The sequence below is a fragment of the Streptomyces sp. AC627_RSS907 genome, assembly GCF_019049165.1.
In genome coordinates this window covers 12743-30012 of the sequence record NZ_JAGMUE010000037.1, presented here as the reverse complement: position 1 = coordinate 30012, position 17270 = coordinate 12743, and the positions used below count along the sequence as shown (strand labels likewise).

The 17270-nt window shown below is 71.7% G+C and carries 11 protein-coding genes; 8 read left to right on the top strand and 3 right to left on the bottom strand.

The features are described 5' to 3' along the window. Together KUM32_RS10810 and hflX are read left to right on the top strand one after the other, a co-directional pair. Window positions 1-1510: M1 family metallopeptidase (locus KUM32_RS10810; RefSeq protein WP_374227500.1), on the top strand; the 1510-nt coding region annotated here is incomplete at its 5' end. 145 nt (window positions 1511-1655) lie between these two features. Further along, entirely contained in the window at window positions 1656-3149 is a 1494-nt protein-coding gene (hflX, locus tag KUM32_RS10805) for a GTPase HflX (RefSeq protein WP_217141623.1), read from the top strand. Between the two features lie 217 nt (window positions 3150-3366). Here the strand turns inward: hflX and KUM32_RS10800 are convergent, their stop codons facing one another. Then, window positions 3367-4590, bottom strand: a complete 1224-nt coding sequence (locus tag KUM32_RS10800; protein WP_217141622.1) for a serine protease — start codon at window positions 4588-4590, stop codon at window positions 3367-3369. A 402-nt stretch (window positions 4591-4992) separates the two neighbouring features. Here KUM32_RS10800 and KUM32_RS10795 point away from each other — a divergent pair, with 402 nt between their 5' ends. The 4 genes from KUM32_RS10795 (at window position 4993) to KUM32_RS10780 (ending at window position 11355) form a co-directional block, all read left to right on the top strand. Further along, window positions 4993-6423, top strand: coding sequence for an aminotransferase class III-fold pyridoxal phosphate-dependent enzyme (locus KUM32_RS10795; protein ID WP_374227499.1), 1431 nt, complete (start codon window positions 4993-4995; stop codon window positions 6421-6423). 83 nt (window positions 6424-6506) lie between these two features. Then, window positions 6507-8447 carry an IucA/IucC family siderophore biosynthesis protein gene (locus tag KUM32_RS10790; protein ID WP_217141624.1) on the top strand — a complete coding sequence of 647 codons (1941 nt, stop codon included), beginning with the start codon at window positions 6507-6509 and terminating at the stop codon, window positions 8445-8447. Window positions 8448-8529: 82 nt separating this feature from the next. Further along, window positions 8530-9222: a GNAT family N-acetyltransferase gene (locus KUM32_RS10785; RefSeq protein ID WP_217141621.1), complete on the top strand. Its 693-nt coding sequence runs from the start codon at window positions 8530-8532 to the stop codon at window positions 9220-9222. A 156-nt stretch (window positions 9223-9378) separates the two neighbouring features. Then, the gene (locus tag KUM32_RS10780) at window positions 9379-11355 is read left to right on the top strand and encodes an ATP-dependent DNA helicase (RefSeq protein WP_217141620.1); all 1977 of its coding nucleotides are present in this window, start codon (window positions 9379-9381) and stop codon (window positions 11353-11355) included. Window positions 11356-11535: 180 nt separating this feature from the next. Here the strand turns inward: KUM32_RS10780 and lexA are convergent, their stop codons facing one another. Then, a complete protein-coding gene (lexA, locus tag KUM32_RS10775) occupies window positions 11536-12315 on the bottom strand; it encodes a transcriptional repressor LexA (protein WP_217141619.1) in 780 nt (259 codons plus the stop codon). 598 nt (window positions 12316-12913) lie between these two features. On the opposite strand from lexA, the gene nrdR reads away from it, so the two are divergent. Next, window positions 12914-13465 (top strand): transcriptional regulator NrdR, encoded by a 552-nt coding sequence (nrdR, locus tag KUM32_RS10770; RefSeq protein WP_217141618.1) that lies wholly within the window; start codon window positions 12914-12916, stop codon window positions 13463-13465. A 165-nt stretch (window positions 13466-13630) separates the two neighbouring features. Then, window positions 13631-16534 carry a vitamin B12-dependent ribonucleotide reductase gene (locus tag KUM32_RS10765; RefSeq protein WP_217141617.1) on the top strand — a complete coding sequence of 968 codons (2904 nt, stop codon included), beginning with the start codon at window positions 13631-13633 and terminating at the stop codon, window positions 16532-16534. Window positions 16535-16633: 99 nt separating this feature from the next. Here the strand turns inward: KUM32_RS10765 and KUM32_RS10760 are convergent, their stop codons facing one another. Beyond that, complete coding sequence (locus tag KUM32_RS10760) at window positions 16634-17167, bottom strand: TerD family protein (protein WP_217141616.1); 534 nt, start codon at window positions 17165-17167, stop codon at window positions 16634-16636. Window positions 17168-17270 lie beyond the last annotated feature (103 nt).

The window sequence follows — 17270 nt, the reverse complement described above, 5'->3', positions numbered from 1 at the left end:
CCCCCCGGCTTCCCCGCCCCCCGCGCGATCCCGCCGTCGGCTCAGAGCCGCGGCGCTGTTCGCCTCGGCCCTCTCCGCCACCCTGGTCGCCGCGAGCACCCCGCCGACTCCCCTGGGCGTCGGCGACCGCCTCTTCCCCCACCTGGGCAACCCCGGATACGACGTGGCGTCGTACGACCTGTCCTTCCACTACTCCGGCAGCAACAGCGAGCCGCTGAAGGCCGTCACCACCCTCGACGCCCGGATGACGGCCGACCTGGACCGGATCAACCTCGACTTCGCCCACGGAAAGGTCGACTCCGTCGAGGTCGACGGCGAGCCGGCGGCCTTCGCCACCGCCGGCGAGGACCTCGTCGTCACGCCCGGGGACGGGCTCGACGAGGGCGAGTGGGTACGGATCACCGTGCGGCACAGCAGCGACCCCGTGTACCCCGAGGACCGCCAGGGCGGCTGGGTGCGCACCGCCGACGGTCTCGCCATGGCCAACCAGGCGGACGTCGCCCACCTGGTGTTCCCCTGCAACGACCACCCATCCGACAAGGCATGGTTCACCGTCAGCGTCACCGCACCCGACGGGCTCACCGTCGTGGCGAGCGGCCTGCCGACGGACGTGGACCGGGCCGGAGGTACGACCACCTGGACGTACCGGACCGAACACCCGATGGCCACCGAGCTCGCCCAGGTGTCCATCGGCCGCTCCACCGTGCTGCACCGCACCGGCCCGCACGGACTGCCCCTGCGCGACGTCGTCCCGACGAAACACCGCGCGGCGCTCGAACCGTGGCTGAGGAAGACGCCCGCCCAGATCACCTGGATGGAGAACAAGGTCGGGCGCTACCCCTTCGAGACGTACGGCCTGCTCATGGCCGACGCCACCACCGGCTTCGAACTCGAGACCCAGACGCTCTCCCTCTTCGAGCGGGAGTTGTTCGCGGACCGCGCCCATCCCCGGTGGTACATCGAGTCGATCATGGTGCACGAGCTGGCCCACCAGTGGTTCGGCAACAGTGTCAGCCCGGGCACCTGGTCCGACCTGTGGCTCAACGAGGGACACGCCACCTGGTACGAGGCCCTCTACGCGGAGGAGACCGCCGGCAAGTCCCTCGCCGCGCGGATGAAGGCCGCCTACGGGGCCTCCGACCGCTGGCGTGCGGAGGCCGGGCCGCCGGCCGCCCCCGAGCCGCCCGCGCCCGGCACCCGGACCGGTATCTTCCGCTCCAACGTCTACGACGGCGCCGCGCTCGTCCTCTACGCCCTGCGCCAGGAGATCGGCCACGCCGCCTTCGAACGTCTCGAACGAGCCTGGGTCGGCCGCCACCGGGACGGCACGGCGACCACCTCCGACTTCGTCCGGCTGGCCTCGGAGATCTCCGGCCGTGACCTGGGCGGCTTCCTCCAGGCCTGGCTGTACGACGAGAAGACCCCGCCGATGCCCGGCCACCCGGACTGGAAGCCGACGGCGACCGGTCCGGCGCCCGCAGCCGGCAGCGGGAAGGCACACGGGGAATAAGCCGGTGACGAGACGGCTCGTGTCGTGCGACCATCTTCGGGACGGCGCGGCACGGGCCGCGGGAATCTCCCCGGCGGCTCACGCGTTGTGACAAGTGCGACGGTGTAGCGCCGCGCGACTCGATTCCCAGCTACGTAAGGATCCAATGACCTCCTCTTCTTCCCCCTCCCAGGACACCAAGCGTCTCGCGCAGACCTACCCCGAGGGCCTTCGGGCCGATGCCCTGATGGAAGAGGACGTCGCCTGGAGCCACGACATCGACTCGGAGTGGGACGGCGAGCAGTTCGACCGCTCCGACCGCGCGGCTCTGCGCCGGGTGGCGGGCCTCTCCACCGAGCTCGAGGACGTCACCGAGGTCGAGTACCGCCAGCTCCGTCTGGAGCGGGTCGTCCTCGTCGGCGTCTGGACCTCCGGCACGGTGCAGGACGCGGAGAACTCCCTCGCCGAGCTGGCCGCTCTCGCGGAGACCGCGGGCGCGCTCGTGCTCGACGGCGTCATCCAGCGCCGCGACAAGCCCGACGCCGCCACCTACATCGGCTCCGGCAAGGCCCAGGAGCTGCGGGACGTCGTCCTCGACACGGGCGCCGACACCGTCATCTGCGACGGTGAGCTCAGCCCCGGCCAGCTGATCCACCTCGAGGACGTCGTCAAGGTCAAGGTCATCGACCGTACGGCCCTGATCCTGGACATCTTCGCCCAGCACGCCAAGTCCCGAGAGGGCAAGGCGCAGGTCGCGCTCGCGCAGATGCAGTACATGCTGCCGCGGCTGCGCGGCTGGGGTCAGTCGCTGTCCCGCCAGATGGGCGGCGGCAAGGGCGGCGGTCTCGCCACCCGTGGTCCCGGTGAGACCAAGATCGAGACGGACCGGCGCCGGATCCGCGAGAAGATGGCGAAGATGCGCCGGGAGATCGCGGAGATGAAGACCGGCCGCGAGATCAAGCGCCAGGAACGCAGGCGCAACAAGGTGCCGTCCGTCGCCATCGCGGGCTACACCAACGCGGGCAAGTCCTCGCTGCTCAACCGCCTCACCGGCGCGGGCGTACTGGTGGAGAACGCGCTGTTCGCCACCCTGGACCCGACCGTGCGCCGCGCCGAGACACCCAGCGGCCGCCTGTACACCCTGGCGGACACCGTCGGCTTCGTCCGGCACCTGCCGCACCACCTGGTCGAGGCGTTCCGCTCCACGATGGAGGAGGTCGGCGACTCCGACCTGATCCTCCACGTGGTGGACGGTTCGCACCCGGCTCCGGAGGAGCAGCTGGCCGCCGTGCGTGAGGTGATCAGGGACGTCGGCGCCACCGACGTGCCCGAGATCGTCGTGATCAACAAGGCCGACATGGCCGACCCGCTGGTGCTCCAGCGGCTGCTGCGGGTGGAGAAGCGCTCCCTCGCGGTCTCCGCCCGCACCGGCAAGGGCATCGACGAGCTGCTCGCGCTGATCGACAAGGACCTGCCGCACCCGTCGGTCGAGATCGAGGCGCTCGTGCCCTACACCCAGGGCAAGCTGGTCGCCCGCGCCCATGACGAGGGCGAGGTGATCTCCGAGGAGCACACCCCGGAGGGCACCCTGATCAAGGTGCGGGTGCACGAGGAACTGGCGGCGGAGCTCACGCCGTACGTTCCGGCGCCGCTCGCCTGAGAGACATACGGCGACGACCGAGGGCCCGCCCCCTGCGTGCATGCGGGGGGCGGGCCCTCGGCGCGTGCGTGTCACTGCCCGGCGTACGTCCGGTTCACGTTGCCGACCCCCGTACGGAACGTGAACCGTGCCCATGTCAGGGAGGTCGCGGTGGGACGCCGGCGTCGTCCACCCGGCGCCCACCGTCCTTGAGCTGAGCGCGGTGTTCAGCTCACCGTCACTGGCCGGCGAACTTGTCGCTCACCGCGTCGAACACGCCCTTGGCCTCCTCGCCCAGCCGCGGACCCGCCAGCCAGCCGGCCGTCACCGGGCCGATCGACGTGTTGGACACCAGCGCCGGCTTGCCGTCGGAGCCGGCGGCGATCCAGCCGCCGCCGGACGAGCCACCGGTCATGGTGCAGCCGATGCGGTACATCGTCGGGTCGGAGGCGTTGATCGACAGCCGCCCGGGCTTGTCCTCGCACTGGTAGAGCTTCTGGCCGTCGTACGGCGGCGCGGCCGGGTAGCCGGTCGCCTTGATGCTCTTGACCTGCGGCACGGCGGGAGCGGCGAAGTCCACCGGAACCGCCGAGCCGACCGTCTCCTCAAGCGACTTGCCGTCACTGCCCTTCTCCGGCGTCACATGGATGACGGCGTAGTCGTACGACGCACCGTCACCGCCCGTCGCGCCGCCCTGCTCGATCCACTGGTCCGAGGTCTGCGCCCAGTCGCCCCACCACACACCGTAGGGAGCGACCTCTTCCTTGGTGGCGTCCTGCAACTCCGCGGTCGACTTGCCGGAGTCGTTGTACGACGGCACGAAGGCGATGTTGCGGTACCAGCCGCCCTTCTTGCCCGCGTGCACGCAGTGGCCGGCCGTCCACACCAGGTTGGACTTGCCGGGGTTGGCCGGGTCCTTCACCACGGTCGCCGAGCAGACCATCGAACCCTTGGGGGAGTCGAAGAGCAGCTTGCCCGCGGTGGCGGCGCTGTCGTGGTACTTGGGCGGCACGGCCTGCGCCTGCACCGGCTGCGGCTCCGGGTCGGTCACGCCCTGGTCACCGGAGAGGTCGCCGCCGTCGACCTCCTGGTCCGGCTCCTCGGCCTCCCGCATCCGGTCCGGGTCCCACAGGTCCTCGATGATCGGGTTGACGAAGTCCTGCGCCTCGCGCAGCCAGTCGTCCTTGTTCCAGTTCTTCCAGGCCCCGTTCTTCCACTCGTCGACGTCGATCCCGTGTTCCTTGAGCTCGTCCTTGAGGTGGTCCGGGATCCGGATGCCGCCGTTGCCGTCGTCCGCGGCGGACGCGGAGGCGTCACCGCCGGCCTCGGCGTCGCCCGACTCGCAGGCGGTGGCGGTGAGCGCGAGCGCCGAGACGAGCGCCACGGCGACGGGCACGGCGGAGGTTCCGCGCCGCCCGTGTCGGTGCCCGCGCATGGTGAACGACGGCCGTATGGATCGCATGGTGCTGACTCCCCCTGCTGTGAACGAACGTGGTGCCCCTGCCGTGGCCCTGCGCCGGCCCCGTCTCGGTGCGCGGGGCCATCCGGAGCTCACGGCACCCGGGGACGGCACCACACACTATTCGTTCGCTGTGGGGGAGTTCCGATGGAACGGCAACGGTTCGGATACAGCCGTCTGACCTGGCACACCGCACGCGCGCGGCCCCGAACGACCCGGACCGCCGCGGCACGGGCGCGGACGGGGCGACGCCCGCGCCGACCCGGCAACGATCTTCAGGCGAACCCGTAACCCGGTGACCGGCGCGCGGTTGGTAGCGGTGGGGGGCCTGCCGTCCGGGTGCAGTCCCCGTGCCGAGCGCGCCCCGACACGTCGGGCGCCTCTGGACAGCGGGAGGTCGGAGCCGTGACGGAATCCGCGTGCGGGGTGTGTGCGTCCGAGGACGGGAGCGTCGGGCCCACCGCGCAGAAGAGGCTCGTGGGCGAGGCGTCCGCGCGGGCGCACGCCGCGCAAGGGGGCGCCCCGAAGCGCCCGCCGGCGCGAGAAGCCGCGGCCCGCACCTACGCGCGCGCCCTGCCGGTGGTGCCGGTCCGGGCTCGGGGTCTCACCATCGAGGGCGCCGACGGCCGCCGCTACCTGGACTGCGTCTCGGGCGCGGGGACACTGGCCCTGGGGCACAACCACCCGGTCGTACTGGAGGCGATCCGCAAGGTCCTCGACTCCGGTGCCCCCTTGCAGGTCATGGACCTCACCACCCCCGTCGAGGACGCCTTCGTCACCGAGTTGCTGCGCACCCTGCCGCCCGGCCTCGCCGACCACGCGCGCGTGCGCTTCTGCGGGCCCGCCGGGACGGACCCGGTCGCCACCGCCGCAGGCCTTGTCCGCGCCGCCACCGGTCGGACCCGGGTGGTCGCCTTCACCGACGCCCACCACCGCGCGATCGCCGAGGCGTGCGCGGTATCGGGGGACGCCTGCGACCCACGGCTCGCGCGCCTGCCGTACCCGCAGGACCCGCACTGCCCGTCCGGCGTCGGGGGCGAGCACGGGGCCGAACTGGCCGGGAGATGGGCCGAGTCCGTTCTCGACGACCGTCGGTACGGCGACGCGCCGCCCGCCGGCCTGATCCTCGAACCGGTCGGGAGCGAGGGCGGGGTGCTCCCCGCGCCGGATGCCTGGATGCGGCGCATGCGCGGCATCACGGCCGAACGGTCCGTCGCGCTGATCATCGACGAGACCGAGACGGGTGTCGGGTGGACCGGTGCCTTCTGGGCGGTCGAACACAGCGGAGTCACCCCGGACGTGCTGGTCCTCTCCAAGGCGATCGGCGGCAGTCTGCCGTTGGCCGCCGTCGTGCACCGCGACGATCTGGACCCCGGGCAGCCCGACTCCGGCGCCTTCCGCGGCAACCAACTCGCCCTGGCCGCGGGCGCGGCGACCCTCGCCCACGTCCGCGAGCACCGCCTCGCCGAACACGCCGCCGCACTGGGGGCCCGGGTACTGACCCGACTGCGCGCCCTGGCCGAGGAGTTCCGGTGCGTCGCTGACGTGCGGGGGCGGGGGCTGATGATCGGCATCGAGCTGGTGGCGCCCGACGGTGTGCACGGGGCAGCCGGACCCGCCGCCGCCGTACAGCGGGAGTGCCTGCGCCGGGGGCTGATCGTGGACGTCGTCGGTCCGTCCGCGAACGTCGTACGCCTCCTGCCCCCGCTGATCGTCACCGAGGAGCAGATGCGGGCGGTCCTGGACCGACTCGCCGACGCGGTGGAAGCGGTGGAGGCGGCGGGACGAGGCACTGGCGACCATGCCCCGCCACGTGGGGAACGCGCTCCGCGCTGAGATCCGCTCCAGGCCCCCGCACGTCACGAGGAACCGCGTTGCACACCACTCCCGCGTCCCCACCCGTCACCGCGTCGGCGCCCATGGCCGGCGCCGAACGCGATCCCCGGCCCGTTCCGGCGTCCGCCGCTGTCCCCGCATCCGCGCCCGCACCCACACCCGCACCCACACCCGCATCCGCGCCCGCCCACCCTGTGGACACCTCCGACGCGTACGGCGCGGCCCAGGCCGCGACCGCGGAGAACCTGATCCGCTGCTGGGCCCGCGAGACCGACGCACCCGCCCCCGACAACGGGGTCCTCCAGGTGCCGCTCCCGGCCAGCGGCACCTCCCTGGCCGTTCCCGTCCGCTACTGGTCCCCGACGGGGCTGCACCGCTTCGGCCTCCCGCGCCTGGCCCACGCCGCCGCCCCGGCACCGGCCGTGGACGCGGTCACAGTGTCCGCGCTGCTCGCCCGGGAGACGTCCGGCGCCCCGGGACCCGACGGCGCGGACCTCGTCGCGCGGGTCGCCGACTCCGTCCGCCGTACCGCCGTCTTCCTCCGCGACCGCGGGGAGGGGCGACGGGAGCGTGGGGAGGACCCGGGGTGCGGGGAGCATCCCGCCGACGGCTCCGGCACACCCGACGGCCCCGGTCTCTCCGACGGCCCCGACCTCTTCCTCACCGCCGAACAGGCACTCCTCCTCGGTCATCCACTGCACCCCACCCCGAAGAGCCGCGAAGGCCTCACCGAGGCGGAGGCGCGACGGTACTCGCCCGAACTGCGTGGCTCCTTCCCCTTGCACTGGCTGGCCGTCGCCCCCGGCGTACTCGCCGCCGACTCGGCCTGGACCGAGCGCGGCCGCCCGGTCGCCGCACCGCGGCTCACCGCACGCCTCGCCGGGGACGGACCGGCGCCGCCGGACGGATACGCCCTCCTTCCCCTGCACCCCTGGCAGTTCCGCGCGGTACGGCACCGGCCACGGACCGCGGCCCTGCTGGACGCGGGACTGCTCAGGGACCTCGGCGTCCAGGGCGTCCCCTGGCACGCCACCTCGTCCCTCCGGACCGTCCACCGAACCGGCGCGCCCGCCATGCTCAAACTGTCGCTGGCCCTGCACATCACCAACTCCCGCCGGGAGAACCTCCGCAAGGAACTCCACCGCGGAGTGGAGGTCCACCGCCTGCTGCGCGGCGGCCTGTCCCGCCAGTGGCAGGCCGCCCACCCGCACTTCGACATCGTCCGCGACCCGGCCTGGCTCGCCGTCGACGGACCGGACGGCAGGCCCGTGCGCGGGCTCGACGTCGTCATCCGGCACAACCCGTTCCGTCCCTCGGACGACGTCTCCTGCGTCGCCGCCCTCGTCGCGCCGCGGCCCCACGTGCGGCCGGCCGGTTCCGACCGGCACACCGCTTCCGCCTCCGCCCCCTCCCGGCTGGCCGAGGTCGTCGCCCGACTCGCCGGGCGGACCGGCCGCCCGCGCCGAGCCGTGGCCACCGAGTGGTTCCTGCGGTACCTGCACCACGTCGTGCGTCCCGTCCTGTGGCTGGACGCCCACGCCGGGATCGCCCTGGAGGCCCACCAGCAGAACACGCTGCTCCTGCTCGACGCCCACGGCTGGCCCGCCGGCGGACGCTACCGCGACAACCAGGGCTACTACTTCCGCGAGTCCCGACGCGCGGAACTCGACGCCCGGCTGCCCGGCATCGGCGAGCACAGCGACACGTTCGTCTCCGACGAGGTCACCGACGAGCGCTTCGCCTACTACCTGGCCGTCAACAACGTCCTCGGTCTCATCGGCGCCTTCGGCTCCCAGCACCTCGCCGACGAACGGCTGCTGCTCGCGGCCTTCCGCCGTTTCCTCCGCCGCTTCGCCTCCGGCCCCGCCCCGCTGGGCAGCCCGCTGCCCACGTACCTCCTCGACTCGCCCGTACTGCGCTGCAAGGCCAACCTGCTGACCCGACTGCACGGCCTCGACGAACTTGCCGGGCCGGTGGACACCCAGTCCGTCTACGTCAGCATCGCCAACCCGCTGCACGCCTGAGCCCGCCACCCACCCGCCCGTGCCGGCGGACGGCGACCCCCGACCCTTCCCGACCCCCTCCGTCTTCCGAAAGGGCGACACCGTGACTTCCACCGACGCGAGCGCCGACGACACCCTGGACCTCCACCTGCCCGAGGAGTTCGTCGCCCTCTTCGGCAAGGACACGAACACCGCCGACGGGACAGCGGCGCGGCGGAGCGGTGACGACCTGCTCGACCGCGTCGCCGACTGGGGGCCCGCCGATACCCCCGTGGGCGTGTTCCGCCTGGCACCCGTCGATGCCGAAAGGGACGTTCCGCTCATCGGCCGCTGGATGAACGACCCCGCCGTCGCCGCGTTCTGGGAACTGACCGGTCCGCAGAGCGTGACCGAGGCCCACGTGCGGGCCCAGCTGACCGGCGACGGGCGCAGCGTCCCGTGCATCGGCGTCCTGGACGGCGTACCGATGAGCTACTGGGAGATCTACCGGGCCGACCTGGACCCGCTGGCCCGGTACTGCCCCGTCCGGCCGCACGACACCGGCATCCACCTCCTGATCGGCGACGCCGCCGACCGCGGACAGGGCATCGGAACCACGCTGATCAGGGCCGTCACCGACCTCGTGTTCGCCGGACGGCCCACCTGCACACGGGTCCTCGCCGAACCCGACATCCGCAACACGCCGTCCGTCGCCGCGTTCCGCGGTGCCGGTTTCCGGTGCGCCGCCGAGGTCGCCCTGCCCGCGAAGCGGGCCGCCCTCATGGTCCGCGAGCGGTACTCCCCCGAGGCGACGTAGCGCCACGCCGTCCCGCTCGCCACCGCCGGCCCGCCCACCCGACCAGGAGCCTCTCATGTCCCGGCCGTCCCCCGCGCCTCTCCCGTCGCCCCTCCCACCCCTCTCACCCGCCTTGCGCACCCGCATGTCAGTCCCGGGCCGTAGGGTGGTCGGGCTATGACGAAGCCCTCACTCCCCGAACTCCTGCACGCCGCCGTCACCGCCGTCGGCGGCACGGAGCGTCCCGGCCAGGTGGCCATGGCCGAAGCCGTCGAGGAAGCCATCGACAGTGGTTCCCACCTGCTGGTCCAGGCCGGCACCGGCACCGGCAAGTCGCTGGGCTACCTCGTGCCCGCGCTGGCCCACGGGGAGCGGGTCGTCGTGGCCACCGCGACCCTGGCCCTGCAGCGCCAGCTCGTGGAGCGCGATCTGCCGCGCACGGTCGACGCGCTCCATCCACAGCTGCGCCGTCGTCCGGAGTTCGCGATGCTCAAGGGCAGGTCGAACTACCTGTGCCTGCACCGCCTCCACGAGGGAGTCCCGCAGGACGAGGAGGAGGGCCTCTTCGACCAGTTCGAGGCCGCCGCCCCCACCAGCAAGCTGGGCCAGGACCTGCTGCGGATGCGTGACTGGGCGGACGAGACCGAGACCGGTGACCGCGACGACCTCACGCCCGGTGTCTCCGACCGGGCCTGGTCGCAGGTCTCGGTCTCCTCCCGGGAGTGCCTGGGCGCCTCGAAGTGCGCCTACGGGGCCGAGTGCTTCGCAGAGATGGCCCGCGAGCGTGCCAAGCTCTCCGATGTTGTCGTCACCAATCACGCGCTGCTCGCGATCGACGCCATCGAGGGCGCTCCCGTGCTGCCGCAGCACGAGGTGCTGATCGTCGACGAGGCGCACGAGCTGGTCTCCCGGGTCACCGGGGTGGCCACCGGCGAGCTCACCCCCGGCCAGGTCAACCGGGCGGTGCGACGGGCCGCGAAGTTGGTCAACGAGAAGGCCGCGGACCAGCTCCAGACCGCGGCGGAGGGCTTCGAGCGGCTGATGGAGCTGGCGCTGCCCGGCCGCCTGGAGGAGGTCCCGGAAGACCTCGGCTACGCGCTGACGGCGCTGCGCGACGCGTGCCGTACGGTCATCTCCGCGATCGGGTCGACCCGTGACAAGTCCGTGCAGGACGAGGACGCGGTCCGCAAGCAGGCGCTGGCCTCCGTGGAGTCCGTCCACGACGTGGCGGAGCGGATCACGCACGGCTCCGAGTGGGACGTCGTCTGGTACGAGCGACACGACCGGTTCGGCGCCTCGCTGCGCGTCGCCCCCCTGTCCGTCTCGGGCCTGCTGCGCGAGAAGCTCTTCACCGACCGCTCGGTCGTCCTGACCTCCGCGACCCTGAAACTCGGCGGCGACTTCAACGGCGTCGGTGCCTCGCTGGGCCTTGCCCCCGAGGGCACCGAGGGCGACGACGTGCCCCAGTGGAAGGGCGTCGACGTGGGCTCGCCCTTCGACTACCGCAAGCAGGGCATCCTCTACGTCGCCAAGCACCTGGCTCGCCCGGCCCGTGACGGCGACCGCGGCGACATGCTCGACGAGCTCACGGAATTGATCCAGGCGGCGGGTGGTCGCACACTGGGGCTGTTCTCCTCGATGCGCGCGGCCCAGCTGGCCGCGGAGGAGCTGCGCTCCCGCATCCCGGAGTACCCGATCCTGCTCCAGGGCGAGGAGACGCTCGGTGAGCTGATCAAGAACTTCGCCGCCGATCCGAAGACCTGCCTCTTCGGCACGCTGTCGCTGTGGCAGGGCGTCGACGTCCCCGGGCCGAGCTGTCAGCTGGTCGTCATGGACAAGATCCCGTTCCCGCGCCCCGACGACCCCTTGATGAGCGCCCGCCAGAAGGCGGTGGAGGAGGCCGGCGGCAACGGCTTCATGGCGGTCGCCGCCACGCACGCCGCGCTGCTGATGGCCCAGGGCGCCGGCCGTCTCGTACGGGCGTCGGGCGACCGCGGGGTGGTCGCCGTACTGGATCAACGGCTGGCGACAGCCCGGTACGGGAGTTACCTGAAGGCGTCCCTGCCCGACTTCTGGTTCACCACGGACCGCAACCAGGTCCGCAGGTCGCTCGCCGCGATCGACGCCGCGGCGCGGCAGACGGAGGACGCCTGAGCGGCGAGGGCCTCCACCTTCCTCGGTGAGGGCCCCCGCCCGCGCTCTGTCGGCCCCCGGGCCCGCGCTCTGTCGGCCCCCGGGCTCCGCACAGCGCAGGGCCCCGGAACCGGCGCAGAGGTTCCGGGGCCCGGTCGGGTCGGCGGGTCGCTGTCGTGGCGCGCCCGCCCGCCGTGGCGCTCAGACGCGGCGCAGTACAGCCACCACCTTGCCGAGGATGGTCGCGTCGTCACCGGGGATCGGCTCGTACGCCGCGTTGTGCGGAAGGAGCCAGACGTGGCCGTCCTCGCGCTTGAAGCGCTTGACGGTGGCCTCGCCGTCGAGCATCGCGGCCACGATGTCGCCGTTCTCGGCGACGGGCTGGCGGCGGACCGTGACCCAGTCGCCGTCGCAGATGGCCGCCTCGATCATCGAGTCGCCGACGACCTTCAGCACGAACAGCTCGCCGTCGCCGACCAGCTGCCGGGGCAGGGGGAAGACGTCCTCGACGGACTCCTCGGCGAGGATCGGGCCACCGGCGGCGATGCGCCCGACGAGCGGGACGTACGAGGCCGCAGGCTTGCCTGCGGTGTCCGTGGGCTGCACGGAGGCGGCCTGGTCCGAGCCCCGTACCTCGTAGGCGCGCGGGCGGTGCGGGTCGCGGCGCAGGAAGCCCTTGCGCTCCAGCGCCATCAGCTGGTGGGCGACCGAGGAGGTGCTGGAGAGGCCGACGGCCTGGCCGATCTCACGCATCGACGGCGGGTATCCGCGCCGCTGCACGGAGTCCCGGATGACCTCGATCACCCGCCGCTGACGGTCGGTGAGCCCGGAGCTGTCAGCCCGGATGCCGGGAGGTCGGCCCGGCAGGGAGCGCTTGTGCCCCTCGGGATTCGCGGCGTCGCTCACGGCGTGCATCGGCTCAGGTCGGCCCTGGGGGCGGTCCTGGGCAGTGATGGTGGCACTGTCGGCGGTGGTGGTCACGTCGGCCCCTCTCGATGGTCTCCCTGCTGCACAACGGTAGTAGCTTTCGAAAGGTTGCGCCAAACACACGTTCGAGTGAAAAATCGCGGATTGTCGACCTGGATTGCGTATCTGGGTGTATAGCTACCGCGGCGCCTGACGGACAAAAGGGCCCATTGCTGTACTCTTCACCGCCGCGGTGACGACCCCGGGGTGCCGCCCCAGTCTGCCATCCGGCATCCCGTCCGGCGGGGCCGGTTCCCCGTCTATGCGGTAGTCCCACGGCCCCTCCCCGCGGCGCCCACCGTATCTCCGCATGTCCCGCAGGGTGCGGCCGTGCGCCCGCCCGCCCGCCGCGACGTCGTGGCCGGACGGTGGCCGCACGCACGGGCACCGTCCGGCCACGGCCGGTTCCTGTACGCACGGGTGCGACACGCGTGCAGGGTGTGAAAGTGTGAGCCGATCCCCACATCTAGTGGTTGGATTGCGGCAGCGGCCCACAAGTTGTGGTCCCCCGGGTCCAGGACCCCGCCGCGATCGCCTATGCTGGGGGCTGCTTCGAGGGGCCTGAAGGGCCTCGTGGGGCTATCGAGTCTGCTGTGAGGAGGGTTGGGAGTTCATGCACTGCCCCTTCTGCAGGCACCCCGACAGCCGGGTCGTCGACAGTCGCACGACCGACGACGGCACGTCGATCCGCAGGCGCCGCCAGTGCCCCGACTGCTCCCGTCGTTTCACGACCGTGGAGACGTGCTCGCTCATGGTGGTCAAGCGGTCCGGGGTCACCGAACCGTTCAGCCGCACCAAGATCATCAACGGTGTGCGCAAGGCCTGCCAGGGCCGGCCCGTCACCGAGGACGCGCTCGCCCAGCTCGGCCAGCGGGTCGAGGAGGCGGTGCGGGCCACCGGGAGCGCCGAGCTGACCACCCATGACGTGGGGCTGGCCATACTCGGTCCGCTCCAGGAACTCGACCTCGTCGCCTATCTGCGATTCGCCTCCGTCTACCGGGCGTTCGACTCGCTCGAGGACTTCGAGGCCGCGATCGTGGAGCTCAGGGAGGCGACGGGGCGTCCCGGCGGCGACGGCGACGAGGCCGACGCGGGGAGCCAGGAAGACGGCCGCGGAGCCACGGGGACGGCGCACGTCCCCGAGCCCGCAGGCGCCGCCGACTGACCGGCGGGCCGGACCCGGACTTCGGCGCCCGGGCCCGGCCGGACGGCGGCGAGAGAAAGACCTGTCGCGGGCGGAGCGAGAGATGCCCGCGACATCAGACAGAACACCGTGCCACGGGAACAATCGGGGCACTTCAGGGCGTTTTCGCCCGTACAGGGAGGCGGCATGACAGAGACGGCGAGCGGTCCGGCACGGAGTTCCCGCGCCAAGGGCAGCAAGGCGGGCAAGGGGCTCCGTGTCGAGCGCGTCCACACCACCCCGGGGGTCCACCCCTACGACGAGGTGGCCTGGGAGCGCCGTGACGTCGTCATGACCAACTGGCGCGACGGCTCGATCAACTTCGAGCAGCGCGGCGTCGAGTTCCCCGACTTCTGGTCGGTGAACGCGGTCAACATCGTCACCAGCAAGTACTTCCGCGGGGCTGTCGGCACCCCGCAGCGCGAGACCAGCCTCAAGCAGCTGATCGACCGCATCGTGAAGACGTACCGGAAGGCCGGTGAGGACCACAGGTACTTCGCCTCGCCCGCCGACGCCGAGATCTTCGAGCACGAGCTCGCCTACGCCCTCCTGCACCAGATCTTCAGCTTCAACAGCCCCGTCTGGTTCAACGTCGGCACCCCCCAGCCGCAGCAGGTCTCCGCCTGCTTCATCCTGTCCGTCGACGACTCCATGGAGTCGATCCTCGACTGGTACAAGGAAGAGGGCATGATCTTCAAGGGCGGCTCGGGCGCCGGCCTGAACCTCTCCCGGATCCGCTCCTCCAAGGAGTTGCTCTCCTCCGGCGGCAACGCCTCCGGCCCGGTCTCCTTCATGCGCGGTGCCGACGCCTCCGCCGGCACGATCAAGTCCGGTGGCGCCACGCGCCGCGCCGCCAAGATGGTCATCCTCGACGTCGACCACCCCGACATCGAGGACTTCATCGAGACCAAGGTCAAGGAGGAGGAGAAGATCCGCGCCCTGCGCGACGCGGGCTTCGACATGGACCTGGGCGGCGACGACATCACGTCCGTCCAGTACCAGAACGCCAACAACTCGGTCCGCGTGAACGACACGTTCATGAAGGCCGTCCAGGAGGGCGGCAAGTTCGGCCTGACGTCCCGCATGACCGGTGAGGTCATCGAGGAGGTCGACGCCAAGGCGCTCTTCCGCAAGATGGCCGAGGCCGCCTGGGCCTGTGCCGACCCGGGCATCCAGTACGACGACACCATCAACCACTGGCACACCTGCCCGGAGTCCGGCCGTATCAACGGCTCGAACCCCTGCAGCGAGTACATGCACCTGGACAACACGTCCTGCAACCTCGCCTCGCTGAACCTGATGAAGTTCCTGAAGGACGACGGCAAGGGCAACCAGTCCTTCGACGTCGAGCGCTTCGCGAAGGTCGTCGAGCTCGTCATCACCGCGATGGACATCTCCATCTGCTTCGCGGACTTCCCGACCCAGAAGATCGGTGAGAACACCCGCGCCTTCCGCCAGCTCGGCATCGGCTACGCCAACCTCGGCGCCCTGCTGATGGCGACCGGCCACGCGTACGACTCCGACGGCGGCCGCGCCCTGGCCGGCGCCATCACCTCCCTGATGACCGGTACGTCGTACAAGCGCTCCGCCGAGCTCGCCGCGATCGTCGGCCCGTACGACGGCTACGCCCGCAACGCGCAGCCGCACCTCAGGGTCATGAAGCAGCACTCCGACGAGAACGCCAAGGCCGTCCGCATGGACGACCTGGACACGCCGATCTGGGCCGCCGCCACCGAGGCCTGGCAGGACGTGCTGCGCCTCGGCGAGAAGAACGGCTTCCGCAACTCCCAGGCCTCCGTCATCGCCCCGACCGGCACCATCGGTCTGGCGATGTCCTGCGACACCACCGGCCTCGAGCCCGACCTCGCCCTGGTCAAGTTCAAGAAGCTGGTCGGCGGCGGTTCGATGCAGATCGTCAACGGCACCGTCCCGCAGGCCCTGCGCCGCCTGGGCTACCAGGAGGAGCAGATCGAGGCGATCGTCGCCCACATCGCCGAGCACGGCAATGTGATCGACGCCCCCGGCCTCAAGCACGAGCACTACGAGGTGTTCGACTGCGCCATGGGCGAGCGCTCCATCTCCGCGATGGGCCACGTCCGCATGATGGCCGCCATCCAGCCGTGGATCTCCGGCGCCCTCTCCAAGACGGTGAACCTGCCGGAGTCGGCGACCGTCGAGGACGTCGAGGAGGTCTACTTCGAGGCGTGGAAGATGGGCGTCAAGGCGCTCGCCATCTACCGCGACAACTGCAAGGTCGGCCAGCCCCTCTCCGCCAAGACCAAGGAGAAGGAGAAGTCCGCGACGGACGCCGTCACGGCGAAGGCGGAGGCCGCCATCCGCGAGACGGTCGAGAAGGTCGTCGAGTACCGCCCGGTCCGCAAGCGTCTCCCGAAGGGGCGTCCCGGTATCACCACGTCCTTCACGGTCGGCGGCGCCGAAGGCTACATGACTGCCAACTCCTACCCGGACGACGGTCTCGGCGAGGTCTTCCTGAAGATGTCCAAGCAGGGCTCGACGCTCGCGGGCATGATGGACGCCTTCTCCATCGCGGTCTCCGTCGGCCTTCAGTACGGGGTGCCGCTGGAGACGTACGTCTCGAAGTTCACGAACATGCGTTTCGAGCCGGCCGGCATGACGGACGACCCGGACGTGCGGATGGCGCAGTCGATCGTCGACTACATCTTCCGCCGCCTGGCGCTGGACTTCCTGCCCTTCGAGACGCGCTCCGCGCTCGGCATCCACTCCGCCGAGGAGCGCCAGCGCCACCTGGAGACCGGCTCGTACGAGCCGGCCGACGACGAGCTCGACGTCGAGGGCCTGGCCCAGTCGGCGCCGCGCACCCAGGAACTGAAGGCCGTCGTCACGCCGAAGGCCGAGGCCGAGGCGGCCAAGCCCGCTCCGCAGCAGGCGCACACCAGCGCCGAGCTGGTGGAGATGCAGCTGGGCATCCAGGCCGACGCCCCGCTGTGCTTCTCCTGCGGCACGAAGATGCAGCGAGCCGGTTCCTGCTACATCTGCGAGGGCTGCGGCTCGACCAGCGGCTGCAGCTGACGCTCAGCCGGATGAGTTGAGTAAGGGGCGTCCGCCCTGGCGGACGCCCCTTACTCATGCGGTGGTGCCGTGCTCCGGACTCATGCGCCGGGGTGCCGTTCAGGGCCGGTGTGCCGAGCCCATCGTGGCGGCGAACGCGGCCGGGTCGCCGTCGAAGCCGTGCACGCCGCCGCGGAACTCCCACGCCCCGCTCTCGTCGCGGACGAACTCCGCGACCGTCGCCGCCGTCGCGCCCAGGACACCGGCGAAATCGTCCGTGGCCAGATCGGTGTGGCCCTCCCGGATGCGCAGGCCCGGGTTGGCCACGGACCCGAAGGTCCGCTCCTCGGAGCGCTGCTGGATGGCGACGCCCACCACCACGCGCGCGTACCGGGCGTCGAGCCGCTCCAGCTCCAGCGTCATGACCTCGTCGAAGCCGAAGCCCTTGCCGTCCCGGCTGTCCCGGTTGAGATAGATGGTGCCGTCGGGGGAGCGGCTGTCGAAGTGCACCACATAGGAGGGAGCACCGTACGGATCGCCCGCCGCGTAGGTCCCGGCGACGATGTCCAGGTCGGCGGGCGGCTCGCCCGCCGGACTCGGATCCCACCGCAGCGCGATCTCGACCTTTCCAATGCCCTTGCTGAGGCCGTTCACAGACTTCCCCTTCCCAGGTCCCCCGCCCTGCCCGGCCACCTGAACTGCCGAGCGCAGACGGCCGGTTGTCCATCCTGCCACGCACACGGAGGTGTGCGCGGGC

Bases quoted from the DNA above. Each gene is read 5' to 3' on its own strand.
- KUM32_RS10780 (WP_217141620.1), top strand. From the start codon at position 9,379: ATGACGAAGCCCTCACTCCCCGAACTCCTGCACGCCGCCGTCACCGCC.
- KUM32_RS10790 (WP_217141624.1), top strand. From the start codon at position 6,507: ATGGCCGGCGCCGAACGCGATCCCCGGCCCGTTCCGGCGTCCGCCGCT.
- hflX (WP_217141623.1), top strand. From the start codon at position 1,656: ATGACCTCCTCTTCTTCCCCCTCCCAGGACACCAAGCGTCTCGCGCAG.
- KUM32_RS10765 (WP_217141617.1), top strand. From the start codon at position 13,631: ATGACAGAGACGGCGAGCGGTCCGGCACGGAGTTCCCGCGCCAAGGGC.
- KUM32_RS10800 (WP_217141622.1), bottom strand. From the start codon at position 4,590: ATGCGATCCATACGGCCGTCGTTCACCATGCGCGGGCACCGACACGGG.
- nrdR (WP_217141618.1), top strand. From the start codon at position 12,914: ATGCACTGCCCCTTCTGCAGGCACCCCGACAGCCGGGTCGTCGACAGT.